Origin of the sequence: Paeniglutamicibacter kerguelensis (assembly GCF_017876535.1) — a bacterium.
GTDB classification, from domain to species: domain Bacteria; phylum Actinomycetota; class Actinomycetes; order Actinomycetales; family Micrococcaceae; genus Paeniglutamicibacter; species Paeniglutamicibacter kerguelensis.
Map to the genome: position 1 here is coordinate 3,067,337 of NZ_JAGIOF010000001.1, position 14,466 is coordinate 3,081,802.

At 69.2% G+C, this 14,466-nt stretch carries 13 protein-coding genes; 6 read left to right on the forward strand and 7 right to left on the reverse strand.

What is annotated here, in order from left to right:
• Positions 1–7: 7 nt before the first annotated feature.
• On the reverse strand, positions 8–1,114 hold the full coding sequence (locus tag JOF47_RS14100) for a mechanosensitive ion channel family protein (RefSeq protein ID WP_245356375.1): 1,107 nt from the start codon (positions 1,112–1,114) through the stop codon (positions 8–10).
• A gap of 175 nt (positions 1,115–1,289) precedes the next feature.
• On the opposite strand from JOF47_RS14100, the gene JOF47_RS14105 reads away from it, so the two are divergent.
• The 3 genes from JOF47_RS14105 (at position 1,290) to JOF47_RS14115 (ending at position 4,659) form a co-directional block, all read left to right on the forward strand.
• Positions 1,290–1,847: an AMIN-like domain-containing (lipo)protein gene (locus JOF47_RS14105; RefSeq protein ID WP_209999556.1), complete on the forward strand. Its 558-nt coding sequence runs from the start codon at positions 1,290–1,292 to the stop codon at positions 1,845–1,847.
• A gap of 182 nt (positions 1,848–2,029) precedes the next feature.
• Positions 2,030–3,025: a PhzF family phenazine biosynthesis protein gene (locus JOF47_RS14110; protein WP_209999558.1), complete on the forward strand. Its 996-nt coding sequence runs from the start codon at positions 2,030–2,032 to the stop codon at positions 3,023–3,025.
• 194 nt (positions 3,026–3,219) lie between these two features.
• Positions 3,220–4,659, forward strand: a complete 1,440-nt coding sequence (locus JOF47_RS14115; protein ID WP_210001701.1) for a DHA2 family efflux MFS transporter permease subunit — start codon at positions 3,220–3,222, stop codon at positions 4,657–4,659.
• Positions 4,660–4,760: 101 nt separating this feature from the next.
• On the opposite strand, the gene JOF47_RS14120 is transcribed toward JOF47_RS14115, so the two are convergent.
• Entirely contained in the window at positions 4,761–5,210 is a 450-nt protein-coding gene (locus JOF47_RS14120; protein ID WP_209999559.1) for a DoxX family membrane protein, read from the reverse strand.
• Between the two features lie 253 nt (positions 5,211–5,463).
• On the opposite strand from JOF47_RS14120, the gene JOF47_RS14125 reads away from it, so the two are divergent.
• From JOF47_RS14125 to JOF47_RS14135, 3 genes are all read left to right on the forward strand, one after another.
• Complete coding sequence (locus JOF47_RS14125) at positions 5,464–6,147, forward strand: TetR/AcrR family transcriptional regulator (RefSeq protein ID WP_209999560.1); 684 nt, start codon at positions 5,464–5,466, stop codon at positions 6,145–6,147.
• 36 nt (positions 6,148–6,183) lie between these two features.
• Positions 6,184–6,777 (forward strand): GNAT family N-acetyltransferase, encoded by a 594-nt coding sequence (locus JOF47_RS14130; RefSeq protein WP_245356376.1) that lies wholly within the window; start codon positions 6,184–6,186, stop codon positions 6,775–6,777.
• An 89-nt stretch (positions 6,778–6,866) separates the two neighbouring features.
• Positions 6,867–8,099 carry an acyl-CoA dehydrogenase family protein gene (locus JOF47_RS14135; RefSeq protein WP_209999562.1) on the forward strand — a complete coding sequence of 411 codons (1,233 nt, stop codon included), beginning with the start codon at positions 6,867–6,869 and terminating at the stop codon, positions 8,097–8,099.
• A gap of 113 nt (positions 8,100–8,212) precedes the next feature.
• Here JOF47_RS14135 and JOF47_RS14140 read toward each other — a convergent pair whose 3' ends face one another.
• The 5 genes from JOF47_RS14140 to JOF47_RS14160 all read right to left on the reverse strand — a co-directional run bounded on the left by JOF47_RS14140 (position 8,213) and on the right by JOF47_RS14160 (position 14,452).
• Positions 8,213–9,211 carry an intradiol ring-cleavage dioxygenase gene (locus JOF47_RS14140; protein WP_209999564.1) on the reverse strand — a complete coding sequence of 333 codons (999 nt, stop codon included), beginning with the start codon at positions 9,209–9,211 and terminating at the stop codon, positions 8,213–8,215.
• Between the two features lie 114 nt (positions 9,212–9,325).
• A complete protein-coding gene (hrpB, locus tag JOF47_RS14145; RefSeq protein WP_209999565.1) occupies positions 9,326–12,004 on the reverse strand; it encodes an ATP-dependent helicase HrpB in 2,679 nt (892 codons plus the stop codon).
• A gap of 34 nt (positions 12,005–12,038) precedes the next feature.
• Positions 12,039–12,773 carry an ABC transporter permease gene (locus tag JOF47_RS14150; protein ID WP_209999567.1) on the reverse strand — a complete coding sequence of 245 codons (735 nt, stop codon included), beginning with the start codon at positions 12,771–12,773 and terminating at the stop codon, positions 12,039–12,041.
• Positions 12,770–13,588 (reverse strand): ABC transporter ATP-binding protein, encoded by an 819-nt coding sequence (locus JOF47_RS14155; protein WP_209999569.1) that lies wholly within the window; start codon positions 13,586–13,588, stop codon positions 12,770–12,772. The genes JOF47_RS14150 and JOF47_RS14155 overlap by 4 nt, the downstream gene beginning before the upstream one ends.
• 66 nt (positions 13,589–13,654) lie before the next feature.
• Entirely contained in the window at positions 13,655–14,452 is a 798-nt protein-coding gene (locus tag JOF47_RS14160) for an alpha/beta fold hydrolase (RefSeq protein ID WP_209999570.1), read from the reverse strand.
• Positions 14,453–14,466 lie beyond the last annotated feature (14 nt).

Here is a 14,466-nt window from a genome sequence, read left to right on the forward strand (position 1 = left end):
CCGACTCCTAGACGGCGGGCACGCCGGGAACCATCGGCTGGGGCAGCACGTCCGGGTAGTCTTGGTGCAGCTCGGCGATCAGGTTTTCACGCAGGTAGTTCTTCAGGTCGTACAGGTCCCCGGGGTTGCGCGCGCTGACGGCGATCGTGACCTTGAGGATGCCTCCGATCGCATCGGTGACGTTCAAGGAACCGACCCGGCCGTCCCACAGGTCGGTGGAGGCAAGCAGCTGTTCGGTCCGGGCACGCAAGTGCTCGATCGGCGCATTCCAGCCGAGGTCCAGCAAGACCGACCCGTTGATCTCGGTGGTGCGGCGCGACCAGTTCTCGAACGGCGTCGTCGTGAAATAGGTCGACGGAATGATCATCCGGCGCCCGTCCAGCAGCACCACCACCACGTAGGTGAGGGTGATTTCCTCGATGTTGCCGCGTTGGGTTTCCACCACGACCGTGTCGTTGACGCGGATGGCATCGGTGAAGGCGATCTGCAACCCGGCAAAGACGTTGGCCAGCGACGACTGCACGGCCAGCGCCGCGACCACGGAGATCAAACCGGCCGAGGCCAGCAGGCCGGCGCCGAGCGCCCTGACTTCCGGGATCGTCAGCAGCGTGCCGGCCACGGCGAGCACCATGACCACCACGGTGGCCACCCTGCGCAGCAGCCCGACCTGGGTTTCCATCTTGGCCAGCCTGCGGGGGTTGTCCAGGTCGTTCCGGTATTTGGCCAGCACCATGTCCTCGAGCAGCCCCAGCAACACCGTCACCAACCACGCGATGGAGAGCACCAGGCCCAGCAGCAACAGGAATTGCCAGAGCCTGACCCATTCGTTGTCCCTGAGGGTGAGCCCGATCGCGATCTTGGTGAAGGCAAAGTTCAGGGCCCACCACAGGGGCATGCGGGCACGGGCCGCGTCCTTCGCGATCTCGGGCTTGTTGCTCAGCGCCCTGGCCACCACGAAGGAAACCACGATGGCGATCACCGCTGCGGCCAGCAGGCCGAGCGCAATGACTATCCACGGCCGTATGGGTTCGGGTAACGCGTTCGTGTTCTCAAGGACGCCGTCAACGGTGCTGTCGAGGGTGTTGTCCAGGGTTCCTGTGGCAAAAAGCAGCATATATACAAGGTTGGCACATGCAATTGGGCGAAACCTGAAAATACGGCGCCCGCGTTGCGAAGGTCTCGTACGGGTTGCAATGTGATGCGGATCCGGCATACCCCATTGCGTTGTCTCCGCGGTGCGCGCATTCTGTGCGTGCACTATCCACCCACCGTTCCAAAGCGTGTAAAAAATGAACAAGAAATTCGGTGCCGCCGTCGCCGCTGTATTCGTGGCAGCCGGCCTCGGCATCTCACCCGCGGCACCATCGGCCACCGCAATGGCCGCCCCGTATTGCGGAATCGCCTGGGGCTCGGCCGCCGATTCGGCCGCACACTATTCGACCGGCCACATCACCAACGTCCGCACCGGCAGGCACGCGTGCTTCGACCGCTTGGTGATCGACCTCAAGGGCAAGGTCCGGGGCTACGACGTCCGCTATGTCACCGCCGTCTACACCGAGGGACAGGGAAAGCGGGTTCCGCTCGCCGGGGCCGCCGACCTGCAGATCGTGGTGATGGCGCCGGCCTACAGCTTCTCCGGAAACCCGACCTACAACCCGTCCAACTGGGCCCACGCCAAGAATGTCGCCGGATACACCACCTTCAGGCAGGTGGCCTTCCTGGGCAGCTTCGAGGGCCAGACGTCCTTCGGGCTCGGTGTCCGCGCACGGCTGCCGTTCAGGACCTTTGTGCTCACCGGTGCCGGCAGCACCAGCATGCTGGTGATCGACGTGGCCCACCGATGGTAGCCGCCGCCGAACCAATGTGCGATGCTTCACCAACGGCAAGAGCCCCGCGGTGAAGCATCGCCGTTCCGGTGGTGGTCGTCGTCGGATTCAACGCGACCACGATCGGGCCCGGGCCATCCGCATTGCATGACAAAGCGGCGTCATCCTGCACGGCACAGCGCCCGGTGTGCCACGATTCTCTTATGAGTATCGCCCGCCCGTACAAACAAGTCGACGTATTCTCCTCCGCGCCCTACCGGGGCAACGGACTGGCAATTGTCCTGAACGGCGAGGGCCTCAGCGACGAGCAGATGCTGAACTTCGCCAACTGGACCAACCTTGCCGAAACCGCGTTCCTGCTCCCGGCCACGGAGCCGACCGCCGACTACCGGGTGCGGATCTTCACCACCACCACCGAGCTGCCCTTTGCCGGCCACCCCACCCTGGGCGCCGCCCACGCATGGCTCGAGGCTGGCGGGGTCCCCAAGGATCCGGCCGCCGTGATCCAGCAGTGCGGGGCCGGGCTCATCGAGGTCCGCCGGGTGCCGGGCGAGGAAGCGACGGATCCCGAGCGTCTGGCGTTCAAGGCACCGCCCCTGGTGCGCACCGGGGAGCTTGAGTCGGACGTGCTCGAATGGGCGCTGGCCGGTCTGGGGTTGCGGCGCGAGGACGTGCTGGCCCACCAGTGGCTGGTCAACGGGCCGAACTTTGCCGGGCTGCTGCTGCGCGACGCCGACCTGGTGCTGGGGCTCGAACCCGACTACCAGACCCTGCACGGCCTTGAGGTCGGTGTCATCGGCCCGTACACCAACGCCGGCATCCCCACCGCGTCCTACGACCCGCAGTCCCGGGCCGACCGTCCGGCAGGCGCCCGCGAGGAATTGCGCCCGGTCTCCGAGGCCGACGAGCGACGCTCCAACCAGCGATTCACCAACTCGGTCACCGGGGCCCCGGCCGACTACGAGGTCCGCGCCTTCATCCCCGGCGAGGGCCTGCCCGAGGACCCGGCCACCGGGTCGCTGAACGCCGGGTTCGGCATCTGGCTGACGGGTTCCGGGCTGGCCCCGGAGAACTACACGGTGCGCCAGGGCACCCGCTTGGGCCGCTCGGCGATCCTGCATGTCGACCGCAATGCCGAGGGAGTCTGGATTTCCGGGAACTCGGTGACCTGCATCGACGGAATCGTCCATCTTCCCTAGTGGCACCGCCATCCCGCCGGCGGCGCCGGGCCGGCTGCCATGGGTGTGAGCTGCGGCTCAAGACCCTGTTGCGGCGCGGACTTGGGGCGTAGGCTCGTGCGGTGAACGAGAACAAGACCGAAGCCGAAACGGCACAAGCTGCCCAAGACAAGGTGGCGTGGGGTGCCCTGTGGGCCCTGGTCATCGGGTTCTTCATGATCCTGGTGGACTCCACCATCGTCTCCACCGCCATGCCGGCGATCATGAACGGCCTGGACACCGACATCAACGGGGTGATCTGGGTCAACAGCGCCTACCTGCTGGCGTTTGCGGTGCCGTTGCTGATCACCGGGCGCCTGGGCGACAGGTTCGGCCCGCGCAACATCTTCCTGATCGGCCTGGCCATCTTCACGCTCTCCTCGCTGTGGTGCGGGCTCTCGCCGAACGTCGAAACGCTGATCACCGCCCGCGTGGTGCAGGGGCTGGGCGCCTCCATGATGAGCCCGCAGACCATGACGTTCATTACCCGCATGTTCCCCTACGCCCGCCGCGGCGCGGCCATGGGCCTGTGGGGCGCGGTCGCCGGCATCGCCACGCTGGTCGGCCCGATCCTCGGCGGCGTGTTCGTGGACACCCTGGGCTGGGAATGGATCTTCTTTGTCAACGTGCCGGTGGGCATCTTTGCCATCTGGCGGGTGCTGCTGAAGGTGCCGGAGCTGGAGCGCCACTCGCACTCCTTCGACTGGCTGGGCGTCGTGATGAGCGCGGCCGCGATGTTCCTGCTGGTCTTCGGCATCCAGGAGGGCAACTCCCACAACTGGGGCCCGTTCCTGGGCCCGATCGGTTCCTGGCACCTGATCATCGCCGGCATCGTCCTGCTGGGGCTCTTTGTGCTCTGGCAGGCCAAGACGAAGGCCGAGCCGCTGGTGCCGCTGGGCCTGTTCAAGGACCGCAACTTCTCGCTGGCCAACGTCGCGATCGCGTTCATGGGGCTGGCGATCACCGCCATGAGCTTCCCGATGATCCTCTACCTGCAGTCCGTGCGCGGGCTGACCCCGACGCTCTCGGCGCTGATGCTCGCGCCTATGGCCGTGGTCGCCGGCGTGCTGGCACCCATCATCGGCAAGCGCGTGAGCCGCGTGGAGGCCAAGTACTTCGCCGTCCCCGGCTTCTTCCTCTTTGGCTCGGCGATCACCGCGTACGGCCTGGTCCTGCGCGAGGACACCCCGTTCTGGGTGCTGCTGATCCCGCCGGTGTTCATGGGCCTGGGTTCGGCCATGATCTGGCCGTCGGTCTCGCTGACCGCCACCCGCGACCTGGGGCAGGCCGACGCGGGCGCCGGATCGGGCATCTACAACACCACCCGCCAGGTCGGTGCCGTGCTCGGCTCCGCGCTGATCGCCCTGATGATGGAATCGCGCATCTCCGCCGAGTCGCAGAAGGCGATTTCGGAGATGGCCAAGGTCGGTTCGGACGGCTCGGCGGCGTTGGCCGTCGGCGGCGAGCCCGGGATGGGCTCCGTGGTTCCCGAGTTCCTGCACCAGGCGTTCTCGCTGGCACTGGGCCAGTCGCTGTTGCTGCCGGGCCTGGTGGCGATCGCAGCTTCCGTGGTGGCGTTGGGCTTCCGCAAGGGCTCGAAACCCCGGGCCGACTGACGTCGACCTGCCGGGCACGCAAAAGCGCCGCAGGGTTGCTGCAACTGAATCGTTGCCACAGCCCTCCGGCGCTTTTGCGTTCGGCGCCCGGGAAGCCGCAGCTACTGCTTGACGGGCTTGGCGACTTCCTTGATCTTCGTCTTGGCCTTGCCGCGGCCGCACACCAGTGCGACGGCCATGCCGGCCAGCCAGAAGTCCTTGGCCATGGCTACGCCGTTGGGCGAGGGCCGGACGCCGTCGGATTCGGTCATGCCCGGCGTCTTGAGGTAGATGGCCAGCAACGACCCGGCGAAGGCGCCAAGACCCAGGCCGGCAAGCCTCGAGGGGATGAACGGGGTCAGCAGCATCGCGCCCAGCGTGATTTCACCGACGGCCACGGCCTTGCCGAAAACTGCGGGATCCACCTTTTCCACCGGCGGGATCGCGTTGGCCGTCATCGACTGCAGGCCCTGCGCGACTTCCGCGGGCAGGCGCAGCTTTCCGACGCCGCTGTTGAGGATGTAGGCACCCGAGGTCAGTCGCAGCGCGATGTTTGCAATGTTCAAGCCCATGGGGAATTCTCCTGGTCGTTGGGTGTGTCCGTCGGTTCCATCCCCACCTTATGGTTTACCGGCAAGGCACGGCTAGGGTTTCTTCCCGATCGGCGGGTCGTTCCCGGAGCACCGGAGCCCCGGCACACCTCACGGCACCCTCCGCCGGCCGTCCGGGAAAGCGCGGCGGGCCGGGCTATTGGCTTGCCCACATCCCGGGACATCCACCGGCAGAATATCTCCGCGGCGGACGCCCCGTGCTAGATTCGCGTGCATGATCACCTCTTCCGCCGTGCCCGACGCGGCACTGCGCCTCCTTGTTGAAAACGGCTTCGATGCGACGAGCGTCGACGCGCTGGCCCAGGCCGCGGGCATCTCGCGTTCGACCTTCTTCAGGCGGTTCGGCTCCAAGGAAGAGATGGTCTTCGCCGACCAGGAAATGATCATCCACCACCTGGAGACCATGCTGGCAACCTCCTCCCTGGGGCCGGCGCAAACCCTGGTCAATGCGGGACTGGTGGTCTTCGACCAGCACACCGCCCGGCCGGAGGCCGCAAGCCTGCGCCACAGGCTGCTGCAGGACGTGCCGTCACTGCGCGACCGCGAACTCGTCTCCACTCACCGCTACGAACGCGCCTTCCGCAACCACCTGCGCGACCGCGGCCTCTACGACCTGCCGCACGGCCGCGCGTTGTGCATCGCATTCGCCTCCGGAGTGGTCTCGGTGCACAACGACCACCTGCGGCGCTGGCTCAAGCACCCCGAGGACACCCGCCGCCCCGAGCTGGAGCGCGAGCTGCTGGCCCTGGCGGCGCTCTTCACCCCGGCACTCGAGGCGACCGGCGAGCCGGAACGCAGCCAGCCGACAACCGTGGTGGTCACGGTGTCCGGGGGCGCCGCCGACACCGAGGCCATCGTGGAGCAGGTGCGCGAGGCGCTGAACCGCGCCAACGGCTGACCTCCGGGTCGGCACCGGCTGCATTAACATCGGTGAATGGACACCTCCGCATCGATGACCTTGCACGCCGGTCCCGAATGGCCCCTGCTGACCGAGCGCCTGGGCATTCGCCCCGCGGCTCCGGGTGATGCGGAGGCCACGTGGGCCTACCGCCGGCTGCCCGAGTCCTCCCGTTGGGTGACCAGCGCCTGGAAGGACTACGAAAGCTATGCCCGATCCTTCCGGGATCCCGCGCGCCTGGGCGAGCGGCTGGTCATTGAATCCGAGGGCAGGGTCATCGGCGAGGTCGTCGTGCGGCTGAACGATGCGTGGACCCAGAGCGAGGTTTCGAAAGTCGGAGCCGGAGTCGAAGCCGAGCTTGGCTGGTCGCTGGATCCCGGGTTCTCCGGACGCGGCCTGGCGACCGAGGCCATCGCTCGGGTGCTGCGGCTGTGTTTCACCGACCTTGGGCTGCACCGGGTACACGCCCGCTGCTTCGCCGACAACCAGCCTTCGTGGCGGCTCATGGAACGCCTGGGCATGCGTCGGGAATCCCATCTGGTCGCGGCCGCGCTGCACCGCGACGACGGCTGGCTGGACGGTTTTGAATACGCGATGCTCGCCGATGAATGGCGGGAACGGCAACGGTAATGAAACGCAGTACCTTGACCTGACACTCGGTTCCAGTATGCTGGTGCGACGTGGTACTTCAGTCGCAGGAGAAAGGCCGAAACCGGCTCATGAGCATCGAAACCAACCTCAACACCGAATTCCCCGCCGGGGTCGTCGAACCGGAATACGAGCTGTGGGGCGAGGTCGACACCGACCCCGCGGGCGCCTTCGAGGACATCCCCGAGGCCGACCGCGCCTACTGGGACCGCGCCCGGAAGTTCGGCCTTGAGGAGGTCCGCCCGGTCATCGACGGCCACTGGGACAAGGCCGAATACCCGCTGGCCCTGGCCAAGCGCCTGGGCGAGCTTGACCTGCTGCGCGACGGCCTGGCCCTCGAGGGCTACCCGGAAATGAGCGTTCTCGCCGCCGGGCTGGTCAACATGGAGCTCTCCCGCGCCGACGGATCGGTGGGCACCATCGCCGCGGTGCAGGCCGGCCTGGCGCTGCGCTCGATCGTGGACTGCGGCTCGCCCGAGCAAATCGCGCAATGGGCCCCGAAGCTGGCAAACGCGGAGGTGCTCGGCGCGTTCGCGCTGACCGAACCGACGCACGGATCGGACTCCGTCTCGCTGGAAACCCGCGCCGTGCGCGTCGAGGGCGGCTACCGCATCAGCGGCGAGAAGAAGTGGATCGGCAACGGCTCGGTCGGCGGCGTGACCATCGTGTGGGCGCGCGACGAGGAGGGCAGCGTCCGCGGCTTCATCGTCCAGCAGGAATGGGACGGCTACACGGGCACCACGATCGAGGGCAAGCTTTCGCTGCGTGCCATCTGGCAGGCGCACATCCGCCTGGAGAACGTGTTTGTCCCGGATTCGCACGTGCTGCCCGGCGCCAACAGCTTCAAGGACACCGCCGGGGTGCTCTTCGCGACCCGGCTGGGTGTCGCCTGGTCCGCGGTCGGGCACGCGACCGCCTGCTACGAGACGGCCGTGCAGTATGCCGCGCAACGAATCCAGTTCGGCCGCCCGCTGGCCGCCAGCCAGATCGTCCAGGAACGCCTGACCCGTATGCACTCGGAGCTGGCGACCATGCAGCTGATGGTCATGCAGGCCACCCGCCGCGAGGAGGCCGGGACGCTGAGCCCGGTGCAGGCCTCGCTGGCCAAGTTCACCTGCACGCGCATCGCCCGGACCATCGCCTCCAACGCCCGCGACCTGCTCGGCGGCAACGGCATCCTGCTGCGCAACCGAGTGGCGCGGCACATCGCCGACATCGAGGCGATCCACACCTACGAGGGCACCGAGACCGTGCAGGCGCTGATCATCGGCCGCTCGATCACCGGGATTTCCGCCTTCGCCTAGACCGGGGATTGACCGCCAAACACACGGTGCCGCCGCTTTGCCCGATTCACACGGGCGATGCGGCGGCACCGTTTATTGCTGCACACGGTTTTTGCTGCGCACGGCCCTGGGAGCTAGCTCTGTGAATTCGGGGGCGCCGTTGGCGGGGTGCCGCCGGGCCCTCCGCCCGGGCCGCCGGAGGGCGGCGCGCCGTTCCCGCCGCCGGGGCCACCACCCGAACCGCCGGGCATGGAGCCCCCGGTCGGCGCGGTCCGGGTGTCGACGCCGACATCGAGCACCACCTTGTAACCGTTGGCGAGGTCCCCGGTGACGGTGGCAAGCTGGCTGGCTCCGGAGTCGTCGCCGAAGACGTTGTCGGTGGCCAGGGAAAGCTGGGCCAGGTTCTTGACCGAGGCCGAATAGCCGTCGGTGGCGAAGACAGCTTCCGAAACGTCCTGCGGCAGGGCCGCCTGGGAGGTGGCGATCGCCTTGGACACGTCGGTGATCGAGGCCGCGTCCGGGTAGACCTCGAAGTGGATGTGCGGCCAGCGACCCGTGTAGCAGGCGGGGAAGATGCTGGTGTAGCGCACGGTCCCCGCGGCATCCGCGATCTGCACGCCGCGCAGGTAGTTCTCCTTCTCCACCGCCGCGGAGTACATCGAGTAGTTGCCCTCGCGGTCGCAATGCCACACGTACACCGCGACCCCGGCAAAGGCTGTCCCGCCGTTGGCCAGGTCCTTGAGGTTCAGCTCCAGCGTCATGGGGATGCCCGCTGCCGTGGTTGTCGAATCCCCGAAGCTGGAGCGGATGTCGCTGCGCACGATGCCGCTCTGCTCCAGGATGTCCGGACCGTTGGAACCGTCGCCCGGGTAGGGGCCGGCCGTCTCGTCGGGGATCTCCCCGGCGGAGGTGCCCGGCGCGTCCGCGGTCTTGGTGGTCGCCGTGCAGGCGGCCAGCCCCAGTGCCAGCGCGCCGGCGCCGAAGGCCTTGAGCGCGGTGCGGCGCCCCAGCAACGTCTGGACGTCGAACCCGAGTCCCTGGTCCTCCAGGTCCTCCTCGGGCCGCGGCAGGACCCTGCCCTGGAAACGCGGGTGGACTGCGCCGGATGGGTCGTGGCCTTGGGTTGGTTCCATGGTGGGTCCTCGTTTCTTCTTCGCTCCGGCGGAGCAAGCTGTCGTCTGGCCCCCACGCTATGACCGCCGGCTATGGCCCGGCTGTGCCGCGCCCCGGCAACGCCTATGCGCTCCCTATGCCTCGCCCATCCGGCGCTTGACGTGCCGGGTTGCCGGCGCGGTCCAGGGGTCCTCCGGCCACGGGTGCTTGGGGTAGCGGCCGCGGTTTTCGGCACGGACCTGGGAGTAGGGGCCGGACCAGAAGGACGCCAGGTCGTCGGTGACTGCCAGCGGCCGCCGGGCCGGGGACAGCAGGTGGAAGAGGATCGGGACCCGGCCGCGCACCAGGCGCGGGGATTCGGCCAGGCCGAAGCATTCCTGCAGCTTCACCGAGACCACCGGCCTGGACCCGGGTTCGTCGACCGGCGGGTACTCGATGCGGATGTTCGAGCCGCTGGGCACCGCCAGGTGTTCGGGGGCCAGCTCCCCGAGCTTTGAGGCCTCGGGCCAGGGCAGCAGCCGGCGCAGCGCATCGGTGAGGTCCAGCGCGGAGGCGGGCTTGCCGCCGGCGAGCGCCTCCAACTCGGGGGCCAGCCAGTTGCCGGCATCGGCGATGAGGGAGTCGTCGTCCATGGCCGGCCACGGGTCGCCCAGTTCGCGGTGGACCAGGGCCAGCCTGCGGCGCAGGGCGTCGGCGGAGGCGGAGAAGGTGAGCATGCCAAGCCCGTTTTCCCGCAGGGCCGCCAGCACGGCGTCCCGCCCCTGGGCGCGCGTGGGCGTCACCGGGGTGTTTTCAAGTTCGATGGCGCCCAGGGTGCGCACCCGTCGGGCGGTGAGTTTTCCCGCGGCGAACCGTGCACGGGTTTCCTCACCGAGCAGGTGGGAGGCGGCCCGTGCTGCGGTGTCCGCATCCAGCGGCGCCGCGGAGCGGATCAATGCCCCGGTACCGGCAGCGTCGCGGCCCGCCGCGCGGGCGACCTCCGCGACGGCCAGCCATTCGTGGTGCGCCAGCGCGCTTCCGGCAGGCAGCCCGGCACGGGTTCCCGAGGCCAGCAGGTAGGTGGCGCCGGCGGCACCCGGCACCCGGCGGGCCACTTGGGCGGGGAAGGCCAGGGCGACGACCAGTCCGGCCGCGTCCTCGCCGGAGGACACGGCATTTGCGGTAGCCGCGGCAGCCCCGGCCCCGGTGCGTTCCACCAGGCGCTGCAGCCTGGTCGATTCCTGCTTCCAGGCTCTGGCCTGCGGGTGGGTGCCGCGCTGCAGGGACTTGAGCAACTCCCCCAGGTCGGCGGCCTGCGCCCGGTAGTCCCCGGCGAGCATCGCGACCAGGGCGGCGACCCGGGAGGTGCCCACCAGCGGGGCCCCGTCCAGCAGTGCCCGGCCCAGCCTCGGATCCGCAGGGATCGAGGCCAGCCTGCGGCCCAGGGCGGTGGCATGCCCGGTCGCGTCGATGGCGCCCAGCTGGGCCAGCACCGTGAGCGCGTCGGCAAGGCTGTTGGCCGGCGGAGGCTCCGGCAGGTGCAGGCCCTCCCCGCCCGGTGCACCCCAGCAGGCCAGCACCAGGGCGGCCGATGCCAGGTCCGCGACGGTGATTTCGGCCCGCGGATGCGCCGGTGCCGCGGCGAAGCTCTTTTCCTCGAAGCAACGCACCACGGTGCCCGGCCCCTGGCGGGCGGCACGGCCGGCGCGCTGAACGCAGGAAGCCCGCGAGGCGGAGACGGTGACCAGCCCGCTCATGCCGCGGGTGGCGTCCCGGCGCGGTTCGCGGGCCAGCCCGGAGTCGATCACCAGCCGGACGCCGGGCACCGTGAGCGAGGATTCGGCCAGCGAGGTGGAGACGATGATGCGCGGGGCCCCCTGCGCCTCGCGCCCGGAGACGGCCCGGTCCTGCAGCGCGGGCTGGACCTGTCCGTGCAGTTCCAGCACCTCGGTGCCGGGGGCCAGTGTGCGCAGCTGCGCGGCGACCTCCGCCACCTCCCAGGCGCCGGGCAGGAAGACCAGCGCGTCGATGGCCGGGTTGCCGGCCAGCGCCCGGGCATGGGCGGACGCCGCGGTGGCCGCGACGTGGGACAGGAAGGTCCGGCTGACCCCGCGGTCGGTCAGCCGCGTGCCGGCACCCGGCACCCAGTCCACGGTGAGCGGGTGCAGCGCGGAGGGGCAGTCCACCACGGCGGCGGGGCCCTGCCCGGCGGCATCGCCGATCAGCGCGGCAAAGCGCGGGGCATCGAGGGTTGCGGACATGGCCAGCAGCATCAGGTCCCCGCGCAGTTCGTGCACCTCGCGCAGCATGCCGACCAGCAGGTCGGTCTCGAGGCCGCGTTCGTGCACCTCGTCGATGATGACCGCGTCGATCCCGTCCAGCCCGGGATCGGCCAGCAGGCGTCTCAGCAAGATGCCGGGGGTCACGAATTCCACGAGCGTTTCCGGGCCGGCCTTGTTTTCCCCGCGTACGCTGAATCCGACGCGGGTGCCCAGCGGGCTTCCGTCCAGCGAGGCAAGGCGCCGTGCGGCGGAGCGCGCGGCAACCCTGCGGGGTTGGGTGACGAGGATGCGCCCGGCTCCCCCCGCGCGCTTCGGCTCACCCCGCTTCAACACCAGGTTTGCCACGAGCGGCGGCACCAGGGTCGTCTTGCCCGTGCCGGGCGGCGCCTGGATGACGGCCGTCCCCGATTCCCCGCCCGCATCGAGGACCCGCGCAAGCCCGGGCAGGGATTGCGCGAAGACCAGCCCGCGCCCGATGTTTTCGAGGTCGAAGGTGCCTGGGTCCACGGTGCCGGGGGTTGCCCGCAAAAGCTGCTCACTCACCCGGTCCATTATCCCGGGTCTTGGGTGTCCGGTCACAGGTGCCCTAGTTGGTGCGCCGGCGCAGCGTCACCGACCCCAGGACGATCGCAACCACGATCCAGATTGCGATGAATCCGAGCCGCAGCCAGATGTATCCCGCGTCCTGGTCGCCACGGGCCACCGCGTTCAGCGCGTCGATCGCCTGGCTCAGCGGCAGCCAGTCGCCGATGGCCTCCAGCGCGGCCGGCAGCTGGTCGCGCGGCAGGAAGATCCCGCCGAGCAGGATCTGCGGGAAAATCAGCACCGGCATGAACTGCACCACCTGGAACTCCGTGCGCGCAAAGGCGCTGGCCAGCAGGCCCAGCGAGGTGCCCAGCAGGGCGTCGGCGACCGCCACGGCAAAGAGCAGTCCCAGGCTGCCGGAGACCTCCAGCCCGCACACCCACACGGCAAAGCCCACGGCAATTGCCGTTTGCACCACCGCCAACAGCCCGAAGGCCAGCGCGTAGCCCAAGATGAACTCGGCCTTGCCCAGCGGCAGCGACAGCAGCCGCTCAAGGGTGCCGCTGCGCCGCTCGCGCAGCGTGGCGATGCTTGTCACCAGGAACATGACGATGAACGGGAAGAGCGCGATCATCGCCGGGCCGATGCTTCCGAACACCGGGGTGTCGGTGAAGATCCAGGCCACCAGCCCGATCAGCAGCGCGGGCACCAGCAGCAACAGCAACAGGGTCCGGCGGTCGTGGCGGACCTGGGTGAGCACCCGCTCGGCGGTGGCCAGGACCCGGGTCGGCTTCACGGGGTCTCCCCCGTCGCCCGGTGCTTGCCCGGGCCGGCGGCCAGTGCCGACGGTGCGGTTTTCCCGCCTGGTGCCGCCCCGGTTTCCGCCCCGGCCTCTTCGCCGGACCGGATCAAGGCCAGGAACGCGTCCTCCGCGGTCGCGGTCCCGGTGCGCGCCAGCAGGCCCGCGGGCGTGTCCTGGGCGATGATCCGTCCTTCGCGCATTAGGACCAGCGAGTCGCAGCGGGTTGCCTCGTCCATCACGTGGCTTGAGACCAGCAGCGTCACGCCGTCGGCCGCCAGTTCGGCAAAGAGCCGCCAGAGCTCGACGCGCAGCACCGGGTCCAGGCCGACCGTCGGCTCGTCGAGCACCAGCAGCTCGGGCGCGCCCAGCAGCGCGACGGCCAGCGAGAGCCTGCTGCGTTGCCCGCCGGACAGCTCCTCGGCCATCGAGCGGGCCACCGAGCCCAGGTCGGTGCGTTCGATGACCCGTTGGACCTGTCCGTCGTCGGCGCCGATGATCCTTGCGAAGTAGCGCAGGTTCGCCGCCACCGGCAGGTCGTCGTAGACGGCCGCGTCCTGGGTCATGTAGCCGACCCGGTGGCGCAGCGCCGCGGACCCGGCCTCGTCCCCCAGCACCTCCACCAGTCCGCCAGCAATGACCTGGGTGCCGACGATCGAGCGCATCAGCGTGGACTTGCCGCAGCCGCTGGGGCCCAGCAAACCCACCACGTCCCCGCGAGGGACCTCGAGGTCAAGGCCGTGCAACACGGGGGTTTTCCCGCGCACCACGCTCAACCCGGTGATTGAGACAGCAGCCGTTTGTGCATCCATTTCTTGAGTCTTGACCTTGGGGCACCCCCGGTCAAGGGCCCGTTGGCGGCCCGTGGCCGGGCGGGGTCAGGCGCCCTCGTGCCGGCACAGGAACGGCAGCAGCTCATCCAGGATCGGTCCGGGCGGGAACAGGGTTCCGCCGTGGGTGCGCCCGGGAAGCTCGACCAGCCGGGCGTCGGGCATCAGGGAGGACATGAGGCGGGAGTGCTCGATGCGCGGTGAGTCCCGGGTGCCGGTCATCAGCAGCGTCGGGGTGTGGATCTGCTGCAGCAGCATCTCGCTGATTCCCGGGCCGGACTCGGTGGCCTCGAAGTAGGCCGCGAGCGCCAGCGGGTCGTTGGAGGCAAACGCCAGCCGGGTGGCCGGGTCCAGCTTCCCGCCGTCGGCCTCCATGCCGGCGATGAAGCCCTCCATGTCCCCCGCCTTGAGCACCTCCAGGTACCCGTCGAAGAAGAGCGCGGCAAGCTGACCGGCCTCGATGGCGTGGGTTCCGCCGAGCATCGTGAGGGAACGCACCCGGTGCGGGGAGCGGGCGGCCAGCGCCAGGCCGACGCGTGCGCCGAAGGAGTAGCCGACGATGTGCACCGAGTCGTGGCCCGTGGCTTCCAGGACGGCCTGGACGTCGCCGAGCATCGAGTCCATGGAATAGGCTGATGCCTCGTGCGGCTTGCCGGACCGCCCGTGCCCGCGCAGGTCCATGCGGATGGTGGAGAATTCCGGTTCCAGCGCCCTGACGTAGCCCAGCCCCCGCCAGATCGACCGCGAAAGCGCCGAACCGTGCAGCAGCAACACTGGCGGGGCGCCTGTGGTGCTGGCATCGAAATGGATAGTCTGGGCATCAACCGGATTTACTGCGTGGGGCATGCCCTCGAGCTTAT